General features: G+C 56.4%; 19 protein-coding genes, 1 tRNA gene and 1 pseudogene. 14 read left to right on the top strand and 7 right to left on the bottom strand.

Annotated features, from left to right (window positions below):
* Positions 1-172 precede the first annotated feature (172 nt).
* The 6 genes from BLT75_RS09190 to BLT75_RS09170 all read left to right on the top strand — a co-directional run bounded on the left by BLT75_RS09190 (position 173) and on the right by BLT75_RS09170 (position 4,451).
* On the top strand, positions 173-1,573 hold the full coding sequence (locus tag BLT75_RS09190) for an amidase family protein (protein ID WP_093030017.1): 1,401 nt from the start codon (positions 173-175) through the stop codon (positions 1,571-1,573).
* Between the two features lie 222 nt (positions 1,574-1,795).
* Positions 1,796-3,022 (top strand): tyrosine-type recombinase/integrase, encoded by a 1,227-nt coding sequence (locus BLT75_RS09185; protein WP_093030015.1) that lies wholly within the window; start codon positions 1,796-1,798, stop codon positions 3,020-3,022.
* 251 nt (positions 3,023-3,273) lie between these two features.
* Positions 3,274-3,444 (top strand): helix-turn-helix transcriptional regulator, encoded by a 171-nt coding sequence (locus BLT75_RS09180; RefSeq protein ID WP_093030013.1) that lies wholly within the window; start codon positions 3,274-3,276, stop codon positions 3,442-3,444.
* Positions 3,445-3,553: 109 nt separating this feature from the next.
* Positions 3,554-3,862 carry a winged helix domain-containing protein gene (locus tag BLT75_RS25265; protein WP_093030011.1) on the top strand — a complete coding sequence of 103 codons (309 nt, stop codon included), beginning with the start codon at positions 3,554-3,556 and terminating at the stop codon, positions 3,860-3,862.
* Positions 3,862-3,987, top strand: a complete 126-nt coding sequence (locus tag BLT75_RS25070) for a hypothetical protein (RefSeq protein WP_281243140.1) — start codon at positions 3,862-3,864, stop codon at positions 3,985-3,987. Before BLT75_RS25265 ends, BLT75_RS25070 begins: the two co-directional genes overlap by 1 nt.
* The gene (locus tag BLT75_RS09170) at positions 3,987-4,451 is read left to right on the top strand and encodes a helix-turn-helix domain-containing protein (RefSeq protein ID WP_176827907.1); all 465 of its coding nucleotides are present in this window, start codon (positions 3,987-3,989) and stop codon (positions 4,449-4,451) included. Before BLT75_RS25070 ends, BLT75_RS09170 begins: the two co-directional genes overlap by 1 nt.
* Before the next feature lie 983 nt (positions 4,452-5,434).
* Here BLT75_RS09170 and BLT75_RS24060 read toward each other — a convergent pair.
* From BLT75_RS24060 to BLT75_RS09150, 4 genes and pseudogenes are all read right to left on the bottom strand, one after another.
* A complete protein-coding gene (locus BLT75_RS24060; RefSeq protein ID WP_143028537.1) occupies positions 5,435-5,758 on the bottom strand; it encodes a hypothetical protein in 324 nt (107 codons plus the stop codon).
* A gap of 376 nt (positions 5,759-6,134) precedes the next feature.
* Positions 6,135-6,440 (bottom strand): annotated as a pseudogene (locus tag BLT75_RS24810) (transposase); the annotation flags it as partial.
* Positions 6,441-6,469: 29 nt separating this feature from the next.
* On the bottom strand, positions 6,470-8,296 hold the full coding sequence (locus BLT75_RS09155) for a CHASE domain-containing protein (RefSeq protein ID WP_093030005.1): 1,827 nt from the start codon (positions 8,294-8,296) through the stop codon (positions 6,470-6,472).
* A 460-nt stretch (positions 8,297-8,756) separates the two neighbouring features.
* Positions 8,757-8,990, bottom strand: coding sequence for a hypothetical protein (locus tag BLT75_RS09150; RefSeq protein ID WP_093030003.1), 234 nt, complete (start codon positions 8,988-8,990; stop codon positions 8,757-8,759).
* A gap of 460 nt (positions 8,991-9,450) precedes the next feature.
* On the opposite strand from BLT75_RS09150, the gene BLT75_RS09145 reads away from it, so the two are divergent.
* Together BLT75_RS09145 and BLT75_RS25190 are read left to right on the top strand one after the other, a co-directional pair.
* Complete coding sequence (locus BLT75_RS09145; protein WP_093030001.1) at positions 9,451-11,352, top strand: calcium-binding protein; 1,902 nt, start codon at positions 9,451-9,453, stop codon at positions 11,350-11,352.
* 167 nt (positions 11,353-11,519) lie between these two features.
* On the top strand, positions 11,520-12,020 hold the full coding sequence (locus BLT75_RS25190; protein ID WP_093029999.1) for an HGGxSTG domain-containing protein: 501 nt from the start codon (positions 11,520-11,522) through the stop codon (positions 12,018-12,020).
* A gap of 54 nt (positions 12,021-12,074) precedes the next feature.
* Here BLT75_RS25190 and BLT75_RS09135 read toward each other — a convergent pair.
* A tRNA-Thr gene (locus BLT75_RS09135) sits at positions 12,075-12,150 on the bottom strand.
* A 167-nt stretch (positions 12,151-12,317) separates the two neighbouring features.
* On the opposite strand from BLT75_RS09135, the gene BLT75_RS09130 reads away from it, so the two are divergent.
* On the top strand, positions 12,318-13,199 hold the full coding sequence (locus BLT75_RS09130) for a hypothetical protein (RefSeq protein ID WP_093029997.1): 882 nt from the start codon (positions 12,318-12,320) through the stop codon (positions 13,197-13,199).
* Positions 13,200-13,229: 30 nt separating this feature from the next.
* On the opposite strand, the gene BLT75_RS09125 is transcribed toward BLT75_RS09130, so the two are convergent.
* The gene (locus BLT75_RS09125; protein ID WP_093030526.1) at positions 13,230-13,487 is read right to left on the bottom strand and encodes a DUF2312 domain-containing protein; all 258 of its coding nucleotides are present in this window, start codon (positions 13,485-13,487) and stop codon (positions 13,230-13,232) included.
* A gap of 157 nt (positions 13,488-13,644) precedes the next feature.
* On the opposite strand from BLT75_RS09125, the gene BLT75_RS09120 reads away from it, so the two are divergent.
* Entirely contained in the window at positions 13,645-13,866 is a 222-nt protein-coding gene (locus BLT75_RS09120) for a hypothetical protein (RefSeq protein WP_093029995.1), read from the top strand.
* A gap of 12 nt (positions 13,867-13,878) precedes the next feature.
* On the opposite strand, the gene BLT75_RS09115 is transcribed toward BLT75_RS09120, so the two are convergent.
* Entirely contained in the window at positions 13,879-14,094 is a 216-nt protein-coding gene (locus BLT75_RS09115; protein WP_093029993.1) for a hypothetical protein, read from the bottom strand.
* Between the two features lie 268 nt (positions 14,095-14,362).
* On the opposite strand from BLT75_RS09115, the gene BLT75_RS09110 reads away from it, so the two are divergent.
* From BLT75_RS09110 to BLT75_RS09095, 4 genes are read left to right on the top strand one after another with little or no spacing between them, the layout of a single operon-like run.
* Positions 14,363-15,226, top strand: coding sequence for an MBL fold metallo-hydrolase (locus BLT75_RS09110; RefSeq protein WP_093030523.1), 864 nt, complete (start codon positions 14,363-14,365; stop codon positions 15,224-15,226).
* Between the two features lie 40 nt (positions 15,227-15,266).
* The gene (locus tag BLT75_RS09105; protein WP_093029991.1) at positions 15,267-15,695 is read left to right on the top strand and encodes a YeeE/YedE family protein; all 429 of its coding nucleotides are present in this window, start codon (positions 15,267-15,269) and stop codon (positions 15,693-15,695) included.
* Positions 15,695-16,126: a DUF6691 family protein gene (locus BLT75_RS09100; RefSeq protein WP_093029989.1), complete on the top strand. Its 432-nt coding sequence runs from the start codon at positions 15,695-15,697 to the stop codon at positions 16,124-16,126. The genes BLT75_RS09105 and BLT75_RS09100 overlap by 1 nt, the downstream gene beginning before the upstream one ends.
* A 9-nt stretch (positions 16,127-16,135) precedes the next feature.
* Positions 16,136-16,567 (top strand): protein tyrosine phosphatase family protein, encoded by a 432-nt coding sequence (locus BLT75_RS09095; RefSeq protein ID WP_093029987.1) that lies wholly within the window; start codon positions 16,136-16,138, stop codon positions 16,565-16,567.
* Positions 16,568-16,574 lie beyond the last annotated feature (7 nt).

Here is a 16,574-nt window from a genome sequence, read left to right as displayed (position 1 = left end):
AAGATCGTAGAATGTTTCTATGTTATCTGTCTACTATCGCGTCTTCCGTTTTCCATCCGCGCTCTTCAAGTCTGCAACGATCGCATCAGTGCGGGGCGCTGTCCGGCACAAGATGCAGACAGGCAGGCAAAGGCGGGCTATTCTGGCCCAAACTTCAGATCCGGGACACCAAATGACGAAACTCTGGGAATTGACTGCTGGCGAAATCGCAGAGGCGGTACGCACACGGAAATTGACTGCGGTCGAAGTGACCGAGGCGCATTTGCAGCGTCTCGAGCAGGTGAACCCAAGGATCAACGCCGTGGTGCACGAGTTTCCCGACGAGGCGATCGAGGCGGCACGGCAGGTTGACGCTGCCATCGCACGAGGTGAAGATCCCGGTCTTCTTTGCGGGGTTCCGGTCACAATCAAGGTCAATGTCGACCAGAAGGGGCATGCCTCGACCAACGGGTTGCGGCTGCAGGAAAACCTGGTCGCGCGGGATGACAGCCCCGTTGTTGCCAACATACGCAAGGCCGGGGGCATAATCGTCGGGCGCACCAACACGCCGGCCTTTTCACTGCGATGGTTCACCAAGAACAACCTGCACGGACAGACACTCAACCCCAGAAACAAGGCGATCACGCCGGGCGGTTCGTCTGGCGGCGCATCCGCGGCCGTGGCGGCAGGGATATGCACTGTGGGGCACGGCACCGACATCGCAGGGTCCGTCCGATATCCTGCCTATGCCTGTGGTCTGCACGGACTGCGCCCCACCTTCGGAAGGATACCGGCCTACAATGCCAGTGCCGCCGACCGGTTCATCGGCGCGCAGATCATGGCGGTTTCCGGCCCCATCGCCCGCAGCATAGCGGATATAGGATTGTCTCTTGCTGCCATGGCGGCACCGGATCCTCGCGATCCGTGGTACGCGCCGGTCCCAACAGCACCGCGCGACTTTCCCAAACGTGCGGCTCTGACCCTCGCGCCCGACGGCATGCCCGTCTCCGAAGAGGTACGCCGGACGCTGCTCGCTGCGGCAGAGGTTCTGAAAGCCAGCGGATGGGACGTCACCGAGATGGATTGCCCGCCGATCCGGCAGGCAGCCGACCTGAATGCGCAGCTCTGGATGGCGGATACGTTGTTCGGCGCCAGGGAGATGATCGAGAAAGAAGCCGAACCCGACTCTCAGTTCGTCTTCAAGCAGATGCTGCGGAGCGCTGGCAAAGTCGATTTCGAAACCCTGATGAAGGCATTGCAATCGCGCGCCGGGCTTGTACGCGCCTGGGAGCTTTTCCATCGCGATTATCCCGTTCTGATCTGCCCCGTTTCGGGTGAATTGCCTTTTCCGCAACAGTTGGACGTGAGCTCGGAGGAGGCGTTTTCAAGGGTTCTGGAGGCGCAACTGACGCAACGAGGCCTGCCGGCGATTGGAATGCCCGCCCTGTCCGTCGCCATGGGGGATATCGGCGGTAGCCCAACCGGCATCCAGTTGGTCGGACCGAAGTATCGCGAGGATATCCTTCTTGCAGCGGGGGCCGACATCGAGGCGGCCGGATACCGCCCGACGGTCGCCACACCAGACTGGGGTTGAACAGGCGCCAACCCGCAAGATTGCGGACTCGCCAGAAGGATACTTCACAAGGCGTTGATTTTACTGGTGCCCCCACACGGCATCATATCTCTATATCTTGATGTTCCACCCTGACCGCGAAACCGCCCTAACGGAATATTTTTATGGGCTTACCTGTTTCAAGGTATTCCACCGTGACCCGCCTTATACTATATATTGAGGGTGGACAGAAAGGGGGACAGAATGCCCCGCACCCTCAACAAGCTGAACGACAAGGCGGCCAAGGTTGCGCAGCCCGGAAAATACTCGGATGGTGGCGGCCTGTGGCTGCACAAGCGGCCTGACGGCGGCGCGCAATGGGTTCTTAGGGTTCATGTGCATGGGCGCAGGCGCGAAATGGGACTAGGCCCCTACCCCGAAGTATCGCTGAAACAGGCACGGCAGGATGCCGAACAGGCCCGCGCGCTTGTGCGGCAGGGGTTGGACCCGATCAAGCAGCGGGAACGCCAGCGGCGTGAACAGGCGCGCAACATGCATCTACTTGCCGATGTTGCCCGAGACGCATTCGAAAGCCGCAAGGCGGAACTAAAAGGCGACGGCACGGCGGGGCGTTGGTTCAGTCCCTTGGAACTGCATGTGCTGCCCAAGCTAGGCAAGGTACCTGTGGCCGATCTGGACCAACAGGATATCCGCGATACGCTGGCCCCGATCTGGCACGACAAGGCCGACACGGCGCGAAAGGCGCTCAACCGTCTGAGCATCTGCCTGCGACACGCGGCGGCGCTGGGCTTGGACGTCGATTTGCAGGCCACTGACAAGGCACGCGCCCTTCTGGGCAAACAGCGCCACAAGGCCCAGCATATCCCCGCCCTGCCGTGGCAGGACGTACCCGCTTTCTATCAGAGCCTGGACGGCGGCACGATTACCGAACTGGCCTTGCGCCTGCTTATCCTGACGGCGGTGCGGTCTTCCCCAATCCGGCATATCCACCTTGACCAGATTGACGACGATATCTGGACCATCCCGGCTGAGGCGATGAAGGGCCGCAAGGACGCCACCAGCGAGTTTCGCGTTCCCCTGTCAAAAGAAGCCTTGCGCGTGATTGAACAGGCCAAGCCTTTCGCCCGCGACGGCTTTCTGTTCCCCAGTGTCCGCAAGGGCGTCATATCCGACATGACCATGAGCAAATTCATGGAACGGCGCGGCATGGCCGAACGCCCGCACGGCTTCCGGTCCAGTTTCCGCGATTGGGTGGCCGAGACGCAAAGCGTCCCCTTCGAAGTGGCTGAAACGGCGCTGGGCCATGTCACGGGCGGCACGGTGGAACGGTCCTACCGTCGTACGGATTACCTTGAACAACGGCGGACGCTGATGGAGCGGTGGGCTGATCGCCTTCTATTCGAGGGCGATGTTGTAATTCATGGGAAATTTGCTGCTGCCGAGCAATGCCATTCAAGCGGGAAAAAATGATAATTCATCGACTTTCCGCGACGGTGTGAACCTTTTGCGAAGCGGCGAAGGAAGGCGTAATCTCGATGCCTTAGGCGCACACCATAAAGCTAAATATTGAAGCCTCATCGGCTTGAGCCACCAGATATGGCAACCGTCCACAGAGTTATGCACAGCCTATCCCCAAGAACATACAAATTGGCCGAATGCTCATACTCTGTTAAATCAAGGAACCGGGCACAACAGTGCCCAATGGCAACACAGGAAGCGTAATGAAACTGATCGGATTTAACGAACTGCGGAACAAGTTGGCCGGACGGGGTCGAAGCTCAATCTACAGGGATATCTCGCTGGGCCGCCTACCAAAGCCGCGCAAGCTTGGTTCGCGCCTGTACTGGGTCGAAGAAGAAATCGACGCAATGATTTCAAACCTGACTGAGTAAGACCCACCCCATTCCACGCAAGTTGCATGGGCAGGGGCGGGAATATATCTTGGCGGATACTCCCCCTTCATACGCCCAGCGCTTTCGTGGATCAAGCACGGAGGCCGCAATGGCTGACAAAACCGACTGGGGCGATGCCCCATTCACAATCTTTTTGGACACTAGCGAGACGCTCGCCATAACGGTTTCAGGCCGCGACCGATGGGCGCTGGAATGCTTGATTGCATCGGGAGAACAGGGCTGCACCCCCATAGACACCCCCGGCCCAAGGTGGAGCGGCTACGTCCATAACTTGCGCAAGCTGGGCGTGCCTATTGAAACGGTCACAGAACCGCACGGCGGCCCGTTCAAGGGAACACATGCCCGATATGTCCTTAAATGCCGCGTAGAGCCCGCTAGCGGGTCGGAGGCGGCGTAATGAAGCACAAGGCACCGGACACCCCGCATGAGCGCCTGGAACGCCGTCTGCGCCATCAATACGGCCTTCCAGAACACCTCGCGCGCACCATCGCAGATCTGCGCCACAACAAGGTGGTGAACTAATGGTCCGCAAACCATACAAGCATCACAAGAAAGGAGTTGGACGTCATGTCCAGCTTCTCGAGTGGCTGCAAGCGACGGAGGCATGGGCAACCATGCCTCCCGGCCCCCGTGCGCTCTATGTCGAGTTGAGGCGACGCTATAACGGTAGCAACAACGGCAATATCATCCTGAGCCATAGGGACGCAGCCAAAGCGTTGAACGTGCACCGCAATACGGTCGGACCTTGGTTTGATATTTTGCAGGAACGCGGCTTCATCCGCTTGACACAAGCGCCGCACCTTGGCCCATCAGGGATAGGCAAAGCGTCGATCTGGGCCTTGGAGGAATTGCCCACAACAAACGGCAAGCCCGCCGGAGTAGCCTTCGTCAAGTGGCGGGAAAACAAAACCCCCGCACAAAAAACAGGACGCCCCGACACAAATATTGTGACGCTTCGCTCCAAAACCGGTTCAGGCGGGGGCTGACTGTCACAGCCTTTGTGACGCGGAAGCCCGAAACCCAAGTTTTCGCGTCACAAAAACCCGGACATATATACATCTAGCCATAGGCTACTGTTCGTGAGACGTTCGACTAGGCACGGGATACAAAGAGGCCAAAGCTGCCTGACGCAGCAGGGACAGAACGCATATCAAAAGACTTCCGGTGGGCGTTCGTGTGGAGAGGCTCAGATCTAAACTTGGGAATTATTCGAGTTCTCTAAAACTAATTACTTCTGGACGGCCTCCCCACAGTATGCAGTGTCGCAAAATACTGCGGTTTTATCTACTCTCACCGGCGAACAAGTCTGTCTTCATTTTGACGACAATGTGGCCACATTATGGCCGCGCAGCTGATCAAAGCCCTGTTCGATGGGCAGTGCCTTGCCCACCAAACACCAACCTACCGGAACTTAAAGACAATCACTTCGGGTTTCGTCGCTTGTTCGTCGCTTCTGGTCCGAGCCGCACACCTCAATCGCATGTGCAGATACTGGCAGGACAAGAAAAAGAAGCGCCATAGGTCTAAGCATGAGGAGAACACCGCTTGTATGCTAAAATGAGCCGTAGCTAAGCAAGCCGCCTATGAGCGCGGCAGCGACACGACCGCCCGAGTTTTGCGGATCGCCGGGGGCGAGGGAAAGAGCCCCATGCCGCCATGTTCTTGGCGCACGCTGGCGCTCGGGTAAACGGTCAGCACCTTGCGAATGGCAGGAGCGAACTTCTTGTTGAAGTCCTTCGGGCATTTGTATTCCTGCCCGAACTGGTCGCGCAGGTTCTTCCCGTAGAGCTTGACGCCGTTACCCTAGTGGTCGCCACCTAACAGAAGATACCCTGCGGACGCAGGATGTCGGACACTCTTCCCGCTTCCGGTAGCGACATGGTCTGATGACCGCTTCGAGCCCAAGAAGACATTTGAATCAGTTTTTTAGTCGGCCGACTGAAGGCTCGGTCGACTTGCCGGAAACCGGCTAAGGGCAATCTAGCAGTTTTTGAACCATCAAAAGTGCTTGCATTCGACCCGAGCTTGCGTGCGATATCCACAATGCATTTGGCCCAGTTTTGATGTTTCCGTTACTATCCAACACTTGGTTTTGATCGCGAACAACGTCCCACCTTTTTTCAAACAGCACCTTGCAGATGCAGTCGAATTGCTCGGCGTTCGGCGGCACGAAGAGCTCAGACTGTAACCCACAAGTAAACTCGGTAACATCATCAAAGCTGCTGAGTTGTTGGGCATTAACTCCTGGCGCAAGAGCCAAAGCTAACAGAACTGCCGTACCTAGTTTGCGCATTGAATACTCCCTTAGTCGTATCTTTCAGTCGGCTTGCGAAAGATGTCAAACTGGTGCTTACAACGTCCCGCCATTTTTGTCGGGTAATACCTAGTCGGACATTCCGAAAAGAGGCGGTCCTGACGACGAACGTTGCCTCTTCAGAGGGTGGGCCGCAGCAACTCCTAACGTTAGAAACGTGGTAGCTGTCCAAAGTATGGGCAGTTAGCTTGCATGAAAAGTCGTCTTTCGTGTTATGGAACGTCTGATCAACGGCTTTGCGAGCGCGAATACGCTGGCTTGCGGGTAGTTCGTGCCCTTTGACGTCCCGTTTTCAGCATTGCCCGCACTGTTTGGCCGTCGGAGCGGCCCTTTCGTGGATTTCGGGCAGACTTCCTCATGCCATCAGCCGTCGTCGTACGAGGAACAGGTTGTCGAGAGCGAACAACGTAATCAGATGCGCCCGGTTCTTGGCCATCCCGCGATAGCGCGTCCTCACATGACCGAACTGGCGCTTGATGACGCGAAACGGGTGTTCGACCTTGGCGCGCACCATGGCAATGATCCGGTTGATCTTCTCGTCGATCGGGTCGAGCTTGCCGCCCTTGGGCGCCTTGCGCATCACGCCCCACACCTTGCCATCTTTGCTGAAGGCGGCCTCGCGCTCGGCGCTGACATAGCCCTTGTCGGCATCGGCGGAGCTCCTTCAGTCGATGCCTGCACCCTACCAGATCATGCCAAAAGCGGCGGGTTTTTCAGACGTTCCTTATGCATCAAACCGGCATCAGATCCCATAATGACCGAAAATAGCTCAACATCGCGTTCAACACCCTTCAAGCTTATCTTTTTGTGAGGCTCGCACTCGAACTGATCCTTTACGAGTTCGAGAGTTTCGCCTGTTATCGTCACCCCGTCTGGCGCCCCAAATTTCTCGATTCGGGCAGCGATATTCACCTCCAACCCCACGATTGTGTAAGCCATGCGCTCGTCGGAGCCGAAGTTGCCGACGTCGCAGGCGCCGGAATGTATGCCAATGCGCATATGAAACGGTTGCGTATAGCCCAAACCTCGCCATTTCGCTCTGAGGCCGTGCATTCGGTGCTGCATTTCGATGGCCATCGTGACGCAGGAAACGGCGTCTTGGTGCTCTCCATTGCTTGTCGGGTCGCCGAAGAACATGACAACTGCATCGCCGACATACTTGTCCAGCGTCGCACCGTGACGCAGTCCAATGGAGGAAATTTCCGAGAAAAAGTCGTTCAGGATGAACATCAGTTCGTCCGGCCTCATTTCAGTGGACAAACGGGTGAATCCAACAATGTCTCCAAAAAATATCGTCAGGAGTTTTCGTTTGGCTCCAATCGACCGCCCGTAATTCCCGACAAATTCAGCATTCCACAACTGGCGGGGCAAATACTTGGCGAGTGCCGCGGATACAACTTCCAACCTTTGGTTCTTTGCCTGTAAAGAACTGGCCAACTCTTCCAACTGCATGATGCCCCGAAGTCGCATCCGGTAGATAGCTGACGCGACAGCTGTCAAGCCCAGCCCCGTGAACAGAAGCGACCACGGTAGCCAAAGGTCGCGCGGAGTTGGCCATCTTGGCGGGGGCTTGATGACGACTTCCCACTCTCGGTCCGCGACCCAAATGAGTTCCGATACGAATGGCCGGGATATGGCATCGACGACTGCCGGCTGAGCGGCGGGAGAGGCTTGGCGCGCGAACACAAGCTCCTGCCCCTCGCCGTCGAGATTTGCAAAGACATAAATCCCTCCGAAGGCAGGTGTGTCTGTCCAAGGGCTGACGGCCGTGCCAATCAGCTCAGGGATTTGCACGACCGCCAAAACGAAACCCAAGAACTGTTTTTCCACCTGGCCCGGCGTCTTGCCGGATTGGCCACGTTCAAAGACCGGAGCTACCATCAGGATTCCATGTTCCCCGTTGGAACTTTGCACCAGAGATACAGGATCAGACACCACCAATTGGCTCGTTTGCCGGGCACGTACCAGAGCGGCAGACCTCGTTGTTTCCGACATCACGTCAAAGCCAAGTGCGCCTTCGTTGCCCGCAAGGGGCTCCACATAGTAGACCGGAAAGTATTCGGACCGTAGCGCTGCCGGCGCCAGCCTCCCATCAAAGGTGCGTTCCCTGATTTGAAACTCTGGCAGGCCGTCCAGGCGCGCGCTTAATTCGTAGATGTCGCGTTCTTCGGCCAACACATTTGGCAACCATTCCAGCGCCTGTATGTCGCGGTTCCGCGACAAAATAAAGGATGTGAAGACTTGAAACTCCCGCCTGGTCACATGCTCAGAGCTTTCGTAGTACGCGACAAGAGACTCAACTGTCGCCAGAATTGCCTGAATCCGGTTGTTGATTGCCAATATCGGTTGGTTTGCAGTTATTTCAAACTTGGCAATAAGACGTTGTCGTTCAGCATCGGAAGCGTAAAGAAACAGGATAAAAGAAAGACAAACACCAGATACGGCAAGCGCTACGACCGGCAGCCACTTTCGTATCAGCAGTGGCTTCAACACCGAATAGAAAATCGTAGCTGTCATGACCCGCCCTCGCTGAGATGCTCGGACCGAATGTCGATCGTGGTGTTCGCCCAGACAGTGAGACTCACTGTGAGTTCACCTTAACATAGACTGAAGGCGTTTTCTGTGACACGGGTTACAATGCCACTTGACCTCGAATTATCTTCCTGACCTGCCGCCCCCACAGCGCCTCGGCAGTTGGGGAACGTCTGAAAAACCTCGCCCTCGGATCGGCTTGGGTTAGACTGTGCGGGACCACGATGGACGCTCCCCGGTGATGCCGAAGAAGCGAGGTTTTTCAGACCTTCCTTATGCATTTTTAGCGAACATTCCGTTTTTCGTATTTGTCACTTGCGCATCATACGTTCACCTTGAGTGCTGCCGAGATGAGTCACAAGCATCAAAGCGCAGATACACTGCGCAAGCCATCCTAAACACCTCGTCCTTGAAATTCATAGAAGGGCCTGCTGCGCATTCTCGATTATTGCGCTCGTACGAATACGGCGAAAGGGTCGTCTGCGCTGTCATTACTCGCCTCTTGAAACACCTTCCCCCGTTCCGTGGGGCTGGCTCCGACCTTGCCGACCGCTGTATTCGCCGCGTTGATCATCGCTCCGGAAACAATCTCGCCAGACTTCACAGTCTTGCGGATCAAACCAACTGCGTTTGCCATCATCTCAAGTGCAAACCGATCCTCAGAGACCAACCAGCCCATCGAAGCCGCTGCTTCGAGCCAAACGTCCTTCGCGTCGTCTGTCAGTTAGTCTGGCGGTTTGCCAACTGGATTGCTGCTGACATTGGGTTCAGAGCGTGCACGAAAACGCTGCGGGTCTTTCGCAGCAGCGCCCGTCAGTCTAGCTTTGGATAGTGGTGTTCTTGGTCTCGGCATTTGTTATAGTATAACAAATGAATTGCGGACGTACAAAAGCGCCTACCCGCCCGGTGGCCCCATTGACGACTCCGGAAATCAGAACCACCCCAGGCCCTTTCCGTTTTCTTAACATCGCCCACGGAACGGACGGGGCAACTCACTGTCTGGTGTCAAAGTTATCCAAAAAACTCCCCACACAAACAAGTTGCTCTTGCCGGGCAAGCCCCCCCGCACACTGGCAAATCACCATCATCAAAGTCGACCATCCTCCAGTTGATCGATATCAAAGACAACACTCTCACTGTTGCTGAAGGATATCAAACTGAGCTCCAGCGCAGTAGAGATTTTAAAAATGCGTGCAGTGGATAGCTATTCTAAACAGTTGGAGAGCAGCCGTAGTTCCTTTCCAACTTATCAGATCTATGAAATTGCTGATCTGTATCCAATATGGCAACCGGATTCAGGCCCAAATTCCCTATTGACCTTTGGCCCCAGAACCGAAGTCCTTAATTTAGATGGCAGTTACACAATATTTGAGGTCCATCGCTTTAGATACTATGGGAGCACCCAGCCAACTTCTCTCGACCAAGTTGATACATCTCTCTTATACGGATACGTAATAAGCATTACTGCTTTGGAAATCGAAGCACCAAACCAACACATTCGATCAATTACAGTGGCATTTATTCCATTTTCTGAACTTATCGAAGTAATCAATACAGGGAATGCTGACGCGCTTTTAGAGTTTGCTCTTGATGCAGACCGGCTACATGTAATAGACCAATCTCATTTGGATAATAATTTTCGGGGAACTCAAAGTGATGACATTTTTGTAATAGACAGCATTGACGAGTTTGGCGGAAATAATTTGATCTTCTCTTATGGCGGTCAAGACTTTGTTGAGGCTGGCTCTGGAAATGACACTGTATTTGGTGGATCAGGTGGAGACGTCATCGGGGGACATATTGGAAACGACTTAATTAATGGAGAAGATGGGGAGGATGGCCTTTACGGGGGAGTTGGAATTGACACTATACATGGTGGCCCGGGAAATGACTATATAGACGGGGGACCACACGAACACTATGGTCAACCGGATACGTCTGCCAACCTTTTATTTGGAGATGAAGGGAATGACCGAATACGCACTGGAGGAGCGGGAAACGATACGGTTTACGCTGGGCCGGGAAATGACATAGTAGAAGCATTTGATGGAAACAACTTCTTAGGCGGGGGTTCTGGTAGAGATCAAATTTGGGCAGGTGGCGGCTATGATACATTGTTCGGCGGTGATGGTGATGATGAATTAGCCGGTGGCTTGGAGAGCGATGAACTGCACGGTGGAAACGACAATGACTTAATTTTTGGAGGCGACGGACACGATAGCATTTGGGGGGATTCCGGAAATGACACGTTGAACGGAGGTCCTGGAAACGACGGCCTCTATGGTGGCGAAGGGGACGATCATCTCTCCGGCGGTGTTGGTGACGATTTTCTGTTGGGCGGCGGTGGCAATGATGGACTTTGGTGTGGAGCGGGTGACGACACAGCTGACGGCGGCAATGGGGCTGAAACGATAGGCGGTGCGGGCGGCAACGACTTGCTAGCGGGTGGACTTGGCAATGACGAACTCTGGGGCGCGGCTGACAACGACACACTGTCAGGAGATGATGGAGCTGACACGCTTGGGGGCGCATCAGGAAATGACTCACTTACAGGTGGATCGGGGGCGGACGAGATTTGGGGTTCGGTAGGAAATGATACGCTTGACGGAGGAAACGACGATGACAGCGTCGGTGCGGGGCTTGATGACGACTTGGTCTCAGGCGGCGCAGGTAACGATCAAGTGTTCGGCGGGTTGGGCAACGATACCGTGTTCGGTAATGACGGCAACGATACGCTTTTTGGTGCTGCAGGCGACGACATAATCGACGGTGGCGTTGGTGACGACGAGATTTATGCCGGTCCCGGTGCCGACCGAATTGTTTTTTCGCCCGGTGAAGATACAGTATTTTTCTTTTCGGCTACTGAGGACCGGGTCGATATTTCAAGCGCGACAGGGATTTCAGATTTTTCCGACCTTCAGTCCGGCCACATGACAGAAATCAATGGCGGTACGTTAATCGAAGACGATTTCGGAAATAGCCTTACCCTTGCCGGAATAAGTATCTCTGCGTTGGGTGCAGAGGATTTCATTTTCGGGTAGTCGCGCGAAGTTCCTCTAGGAGCTTTCGCGGGCTTGGACCGCACAACTGAATCACACGTGCTGATTCTGGCAGGACAAGAAGAACAAGCGCCATGGGTCCAAGCATGACATCGAACACCGCTTTTTGCTAAATTGAGCCGTATCTATGTAATAGTGGGTATGATGTGATGAAGACTGGCGCGGAACTGAAGGTGAAACGAACCGAGGCCGGGTATTCTCAGCGTCAACTGGCAAGACGCGCCGGGCTATCTCACAAGGCGGTTCAATACTGGGAGAGCAAGTCAAGGCTGGACCTGACTGCCTATGGCATTAGGGCTATCTTTAGGGTTCTGGGCGTCGAAGTTGGCGAAATAAGCAACCAGTACGCGCGCGCGCGTTATGGAGTCTTAGACCCAAGGGCCACGGAACGCCTCTTGCTCGAAATAGCGCCAGGCATGTCAAAGGCATTGCGCAAGCGGTTGGCATATCGGCGCGTAACCTGCGGAGCCAAGACCCGCAAGGGCCACCCCTGCCGAGCGAAGTCAGAACCCGGACGGGATAGATGCCGGTTTCACGGCGGGCTTAGCACTGGCCCCAGAACGGAAGCTGGACGAGCCAAAATATCAGCGACTCAGAAAGCAAGATGGGCTGCATACCATCAGCAGCAAAGGGGATTGAAGGGGGGATAGACGCACAAGTCAGCGACGCAAGTTATTGTTTTAAATGTGTAAATAGATTTTATCTGGTGCCCCCACACGGACTCGAACCGCGGACCTACTGATTACAAATCAGTTGCTCTACCAGCTGAGCTATAGGGGCACTGGCTTCCGAATAATTGCACTGCACGGGAACTGCAAGCCGGAAAACTGCGAAGCCAGGAATTCTGCGTTGCAGCCGCGGGCCCCCGCATACAACGATTTGACTGTGGCGCGGCAAGTCTGTACTCAGGACGTATCCAATTGTTTTCAAAAGGAAGCCCGGCACCAATGCAAGTGGTTTTCCATACCGGGGCCCATGGAACCGATGATGAACGGCTGATCAAGTGCCTGCTCAGCAACAAGGAACCCTTCTCGCAGAAAGGAATTGCCGTTCCCGGACCCGCTCAGTATCGCGGTTTGTTCAAGAAGGTCATGTCTGCACTCGATGAAGTGCAAACGGACCCGGACCCCGATGCCCGCGAAGTCCTGCTCGAAGCGATTCTGGACGGCGAAGTCGCGGATCGGGTCATATTTTCAGACAGCAACCTCTATGGCACCCGATGGTCGGCGATCGGCAAGGGCGTGTTCTATCCGCGTGCGCCCCAGAGGCTTGCCTACCTGCAGTCGATTTTCGCCTATGATCAACTCGAAGTGTTCATGGCGATCCGCAATCCCGCCAGCTTTGTACCGAACGTGTTGACCGCGCTTCCCGAAAAGGGCGTGGCCGAAGCGCTGGAAGGGCTGGACCTCGGCCTGTTGCACTGGACGCGGATGGTACAGTCCATTCGCGATGCCGCGCCAAATGTGCAGCTGACGATCTGGTGCAATGAGGATACCCCGCTGATCTGGTCACAGATCATCCGCGACCTTGCTGGCCTGGAACACGGAACCAAGATTGTCGGCGGGTTCTCCCTGCTGTCCGAAATCATGTCGAAAGAGGGCATGCTGCGCTTTCGCGCCTATCTCGCCGAACATGCCGATCTCACCGAAATGCAGAAACGCCGCGTCATCGCGGCATTCCTGGACAAGTACGCGGTTGAGGACGCCGTGGAGGAAGAACTCGATCTGCCCGGCTGGACTCATGAATTGGTCGAACGGTTGACCGAGATTTACGACGAGGACGTGTTTTCACTGCAACGCATCCCCGGCGTGCAGTTCATCGCCCCCTGAGGCGACCGGCTGGCGCCGGTCGCGCCCCGGTCACATGCCCAGAGCGGCCTTGTACATTTCCAGCACCGCCTCTTCTTCGGCGATGTCATCCTTGTCGCGCTTGCGCAGGGCGACGATCTTGCGCATCACCTTGGTGTCATAGCCACGCGCCTTGGCCTCGGCCAGAACTTCCTTCTGCTGATCGGCGATGTCCTTCTTCTCGGCTTCAAGGCGCTCGATCCGCTCGATGAACTGGCGCAGCTCGCCAGCGGCGATGTTGTAGTTCGCGTCTGCCTGAGGCTGATCCATCGGTGTTTGCTCCATCGGTCTGGGTTGCGGCGCTTCGCGGGATAACGTGGCGCCGGATTGCCTGCAAGGAGGATTTGGCAAAGCTTGCGCTGTTACCTGCGATCAGCTAACGCAGAACCGCCTCGGGCGGCGATTTCAGGACGATTGAGACACGATCATGCTTTTCGACATCATAATCTGGACAGGGGCCGGCCTGTCGATGGCCGGTCTTGCCGGTCTGGTCTGGTGCATTCTCCGCGTGAATCGAGCGCGCAAGGCAGGGCTGAGCGACGACGAACTGCGCTCGGCCGTTCAGGCGGTCCTGCCGTGGAATCTTGCCGCACTGTTCCTGTCCGTGATCGGACTGATGATGGTCATCCTGGGAATATCGCTCGGCTGATCGCCGCCAAGCCTAGACCGGCATGTTATCGAAATATGCTTCCGCAGCGTCCTCGCACAGCGCAGCGTCCAGACGGCGCAGGCGCGAAGGCAACTTGACGCCCCGCTCGCGAATCTGGTCCATGATCCGGCTGAATTGCGGCTGGATTTCCAAGCGGGTGTCGAGACAGGCTCCCTGAACACGCCGTTCCAGTCGTTCAACCTCACGAATGAGTTCCTGATCGGTCATTTGTCCTCTCCCCTTTTCCGGTAGCCTTCAGATATTGGGTAACAGAAATAAGAAAAACACGTCGAAATGTGCTATCTTCAGTTACCTGGGCACCAACAGCCCGCATGTCCGGCAATTCTTGCGGATGTTGCCCAAAGATGAAGCATTTCGGAAGAAAACGATTTGACCGAGGTCAAGACCAGAGACTTGTTTGCAGAAATCGTCAGGAAGCCATTGCATCACATTCACTTTTGACTATATGTTTTTCGCGACCATGCAGGAGACGAACATGACACCTTTTGTGAAAGCTTTTTTTGACGAGGCAACCTTTACCGTGTCCTATCTGGTCCGCGAACCCGAGGGGCGAACATGCGCAATCGTGGACAGCGTTCTGGATTTCGACCACGCCTCGGGCCGGACCGATACGCAATCGGCGGACGCGATCATCGACTACGTTCGATCCGAGGGATTGAACGTCGAGTGGATCCTGGAGAGCCACGTACATGCCGACCACCTGTCCGCTGCGCCCTACCTGCAGGAAAAACTGGGCGGAAAGATCGGTATCGGCGCGAACATTACGGTCGTTCAGGACACGTTCGGCAAGGTGTTCAACGAAGGCACCGAGTTCCAGCGCGACGGCAGCCAGTTCGACGCCTTGTTCCGCGAAGGCGACAGTTTCTTCATCGGTCAGATGAGGGGAGATGTGCTGCACACACCAGGGCACACACCAGCCTGCCTGACCTATGTGATTGGCGACGCGGCATTTGTAGGAGACACGCTGTTCATGCCCGATTTCGGCACCGCGCGCTGCGATTTCCCCGGCGGTTCCTCGGCCGTCCTGTTCAACTCGATCCAGAAGATCCTGGCCTTGCCGGACGAGACCCGCATCTTTGTCGGTCACGACTACAAGGCGCCCGGCCGCGATGAATACGCATGGGAAACCACGGTAGGCGAACAAAAGGCGCTCAACGTCCACATCGGACAGGGCCGCAAACTCGAGGATTTCGTGAAAATGCGCGACAGCCGTGATGCAACGCTTGCGATGCCCCGGCTTATCCTTCCCTCCCTGCAGGTCAATATGCGGGCGGGCCAAATGCCGCCGCCGGACGAGCAGGGCAACATCTTTCTCAAGCTGCCGGTCAACAAGTTCTGACCGGCAACAGTCAAAAGCGCGAACAGAACAACAGGACAAAATGGAAACGGATTGGATTTGGGGCCTCGTCGGTGGCCTGCTGATTGGCTGCGGCGGAGCTGTCTTCTTGCTCGGCAATGGCCGGATCCTTGGGGCCAGCGGCATTCTGGGCGGTCTCGTCGACGGGTCAGGCCGCTCCAACTGGGCGGAAAGAGCAATTTTCATCCTTGGCGTTGTCGCAGCGCCGTTGCTTCTTTGGCCGCTGTATTCGGTCGAGATTGACACACATGTGACCACGGATGTCTGGGTGCTTGTCGCTGCCGGCCTTCTTGTCGGGACAGGCTCGCGCATTGCCAACGGCTGCACTTCGGGACACGGCGTCTGCGGGATATCACGCTTCTCCCTGCGTGGCATCGTGGCGACCGTCTTCTACATTCTTGCCGGCGGCCTGACGCTGGCCCTGTTCCGCCACGTGCTGGAGGTGATCTGATGCGTCTCTTTCTATCCTTGCTCGCCGGTGCGCTGTTCGGTGCCGGCCTTTTCGTTTCGGGGATGACCGACACACGCAAGGTCCAGGGGTGGCTGGACGTTTTTGGTGACTGGGATCCGACGCTGGCCTTTGTGATGGGCGGTGCGATCATTCCGATGTTTTTCGCCTGGCGTCTGACCACAGGGCGCAAACCGCTTGCCGGCGGCAGTTTCCCGGCCCTGCCTCGTCCCGAACTCGACCATCGGCTGATCGTCGGTTCGTCCCTGTTCGGCATGGGCTGGGGGCTGGCTGGCCTTTGCCCCGGTCCGGCACTGGCCTCGCTCAGCTATGGTGGCGTCGGTGGTCTCGTTTTCTTTGCGGCGATGATTGCAGGCATGTATGTTGCGCCGCGCCTCGGGAGCCAACTGGACAGGCTGGCAGCGACGGCATAAGGAGCAGATATGGATATTCGCCCCATCACACCCCGCTATGCCGTCTCGCCGCAGATCTCGGTCGAGGACATCCCCGCCATTGCCGAGGCCGGATTCACCCGGATCATCTGCAACCGGCCGGATGCCGAAGTTCCTCCGAGTCATCAGGCCGCGGCAATCGGCGCCGCTGCGCGGGCAGCGGGCCTTGAGTTCGAAACGCTTGAACTGACCCATCAGACGATGACGCCAGAGAATATCGCGCGTCAGATGTCTCTGGCCACATGCGACAGCGGACCGGTTCTGGCCTATTGCGCCTCGGGAACGCGCAGTTCCGTGATCTGGGCCCTGGGGCAATGCCCGTCGATGACGGCGGACGAGATTCTGAGCAAGACGGCGGCCGCCGGCTATGCGCTGGACGCCTTGCGCCCGCGGCTCGAGGAACTCTGCACCAGGGCGGTCTGATCCCGGC

This window comes from Ruegeria marina (assembly GCF_900101475.1).
In the GTDB taxonomy this organism is placed as follows: Bacteria; Pseudomonadota; Alphaproteobacteria; order Rhodobacterales; family Rhodobacteraceae; genus Ruegeria_B; species Ruegeria_B marina.
This window is presented reverse-complemented; position numbering and strand designations above follow the sequence as displayed.

What these genes read in the sequence shown, in the direction of transcription:
- BLT75_RS09190 (WP_093030017.1), top strand. Translation starts at nt 173, where the DNA reads ATGACGAAACTCTGGGAATTGACTGCTGGCGAAATCGCAGAGGCGGTA.
- BLT75_RS09185 (WP_093030015.1), top strand. Translation starts at nt 1,796, where the DNA reads ATGCCCCGCACCCTCAACAAGCTGAACGACAAGGCGGCCAAGGTTGCG.
- BLT75_RS09180 (WP_093030013.1), top strand. Translation starts at nt 3,274, where the DNA reads ATGAAACTGATCGGATTTAACGAACTGCGGAACAAGTTGGCCGGACGG.
- BLT75_RS25265 (WP_093030011.1), top strand. Translation starts at nt 3,554, where the DNA reads ATGGCTGACAAAACCGACTGGGGCGATGCCCCATTCACAATCTTTTTG.
- BLT75_RS25070 (WP_281243140.1), top strand. Translation starts at nt 3,862, where the DNA reads ATGAAGCACAAGGCACCGGACACCCCGCATGAGCGCCTGGAACGCCGT.
- BLT75_RS09170 (WP_176827907.1), top strand. Translation starts at nt 3,987, where the DNA reads ATGGTCCGCAAACCATACAAGCATCACAAGAAAGGAGTTGGACGTCAT.
- BLT75_RS24060 (WP_143028537.1), bottom strand. Translation starts at nt 5,758, where the DNA reads ATGCGCAAACTAGGTACGGCAGTTCTGTTAGCTTTGGCTCTTGCGCCA.
- BLT75_RS09155 (WP_093030005.1), bottom strand. Translation starts at nt 8,296, where the DNA reads ATGACAGCTACGATTTTCTATTCGGTGTTGAAGCCACTGCTGATACGA.
- BLT75_RS09150 (WP_093030003.1), bottom strand. Translation starts at nt 8,990, where the DNA reads ATGGGCTGGTTGGTCTCTGAGGATCGGTTTGCACTTGAGATGATGGCA.
- BLT75_RS25190 (WP_093029999.1), top strand. Translation starts at nt 11,520, where the DNA reads ATGAAGACTGGCGCGGAACTGAAGGTGAAACGAACCGAGGCCGGGTAT.
- BLT75_RS09130 (WP_093029997.1), top strand. Translation starts at nt 12,318, where the DNA reads ATGCAAGTGGTTTTCCATACCGGGGCCCATGGAACCGATGATGAACGG.
- BLT75_RS09125 (WP_093030526.1), bottom strand. Translation starts at nt 13,487, where the DNA reads ATGGATCAGCCTCAGGCAGACGCGAACTACAACATCGCCGCTGGCGAG.
- BLT75_RS09120 (WP_093029995.1), top strand. Translation starts at nt 13,645, where the DNA reads ATGCTTTTCGACATCATAATCTGGACAGGGGCCGGCCTGTCGATGGCC.
- BLT75_RS09115 (WP_093029993.1), bottom strand. Translation starts at nt 14,094, where the DNA reads ATGACCGATCAGGAACTCATTCGTGAGGTTGAACGACTGGAACGGCGT.
- BLT75_RS09110 (WP_093030523.1), top strand. Translation starts at nt 14,363, where the DNA reads ATGACACCTTTTGTGAAAGCTTTTTTTGACGAGGCAACCTTTACCGTG.
- BLT75_RS09105 (WP_093029991.1), top strand. Translation starts at nt 15,267, where the DNA reads ATGGAAACGGATTGGATTTGGGGCCTCGTCGGTGGCCTGCTGATTGGC.
- BLT75_RS09100 (WP_093029989.1), top strand. Translation starts at nt 15,695, where the DNA reads ATGCGTCTCTTTCTATCCTTGCTCGCCGGTGCGCTGTTCGGTGCCGGC.
- BLT75_RS09095 (WP_093029987.1), top strand. Translation starts at nt 16,136, where the DNA reads ATGGATATTCGCCCCATCACACCCCGCTATGCCGTCTCGCCGCAGATC.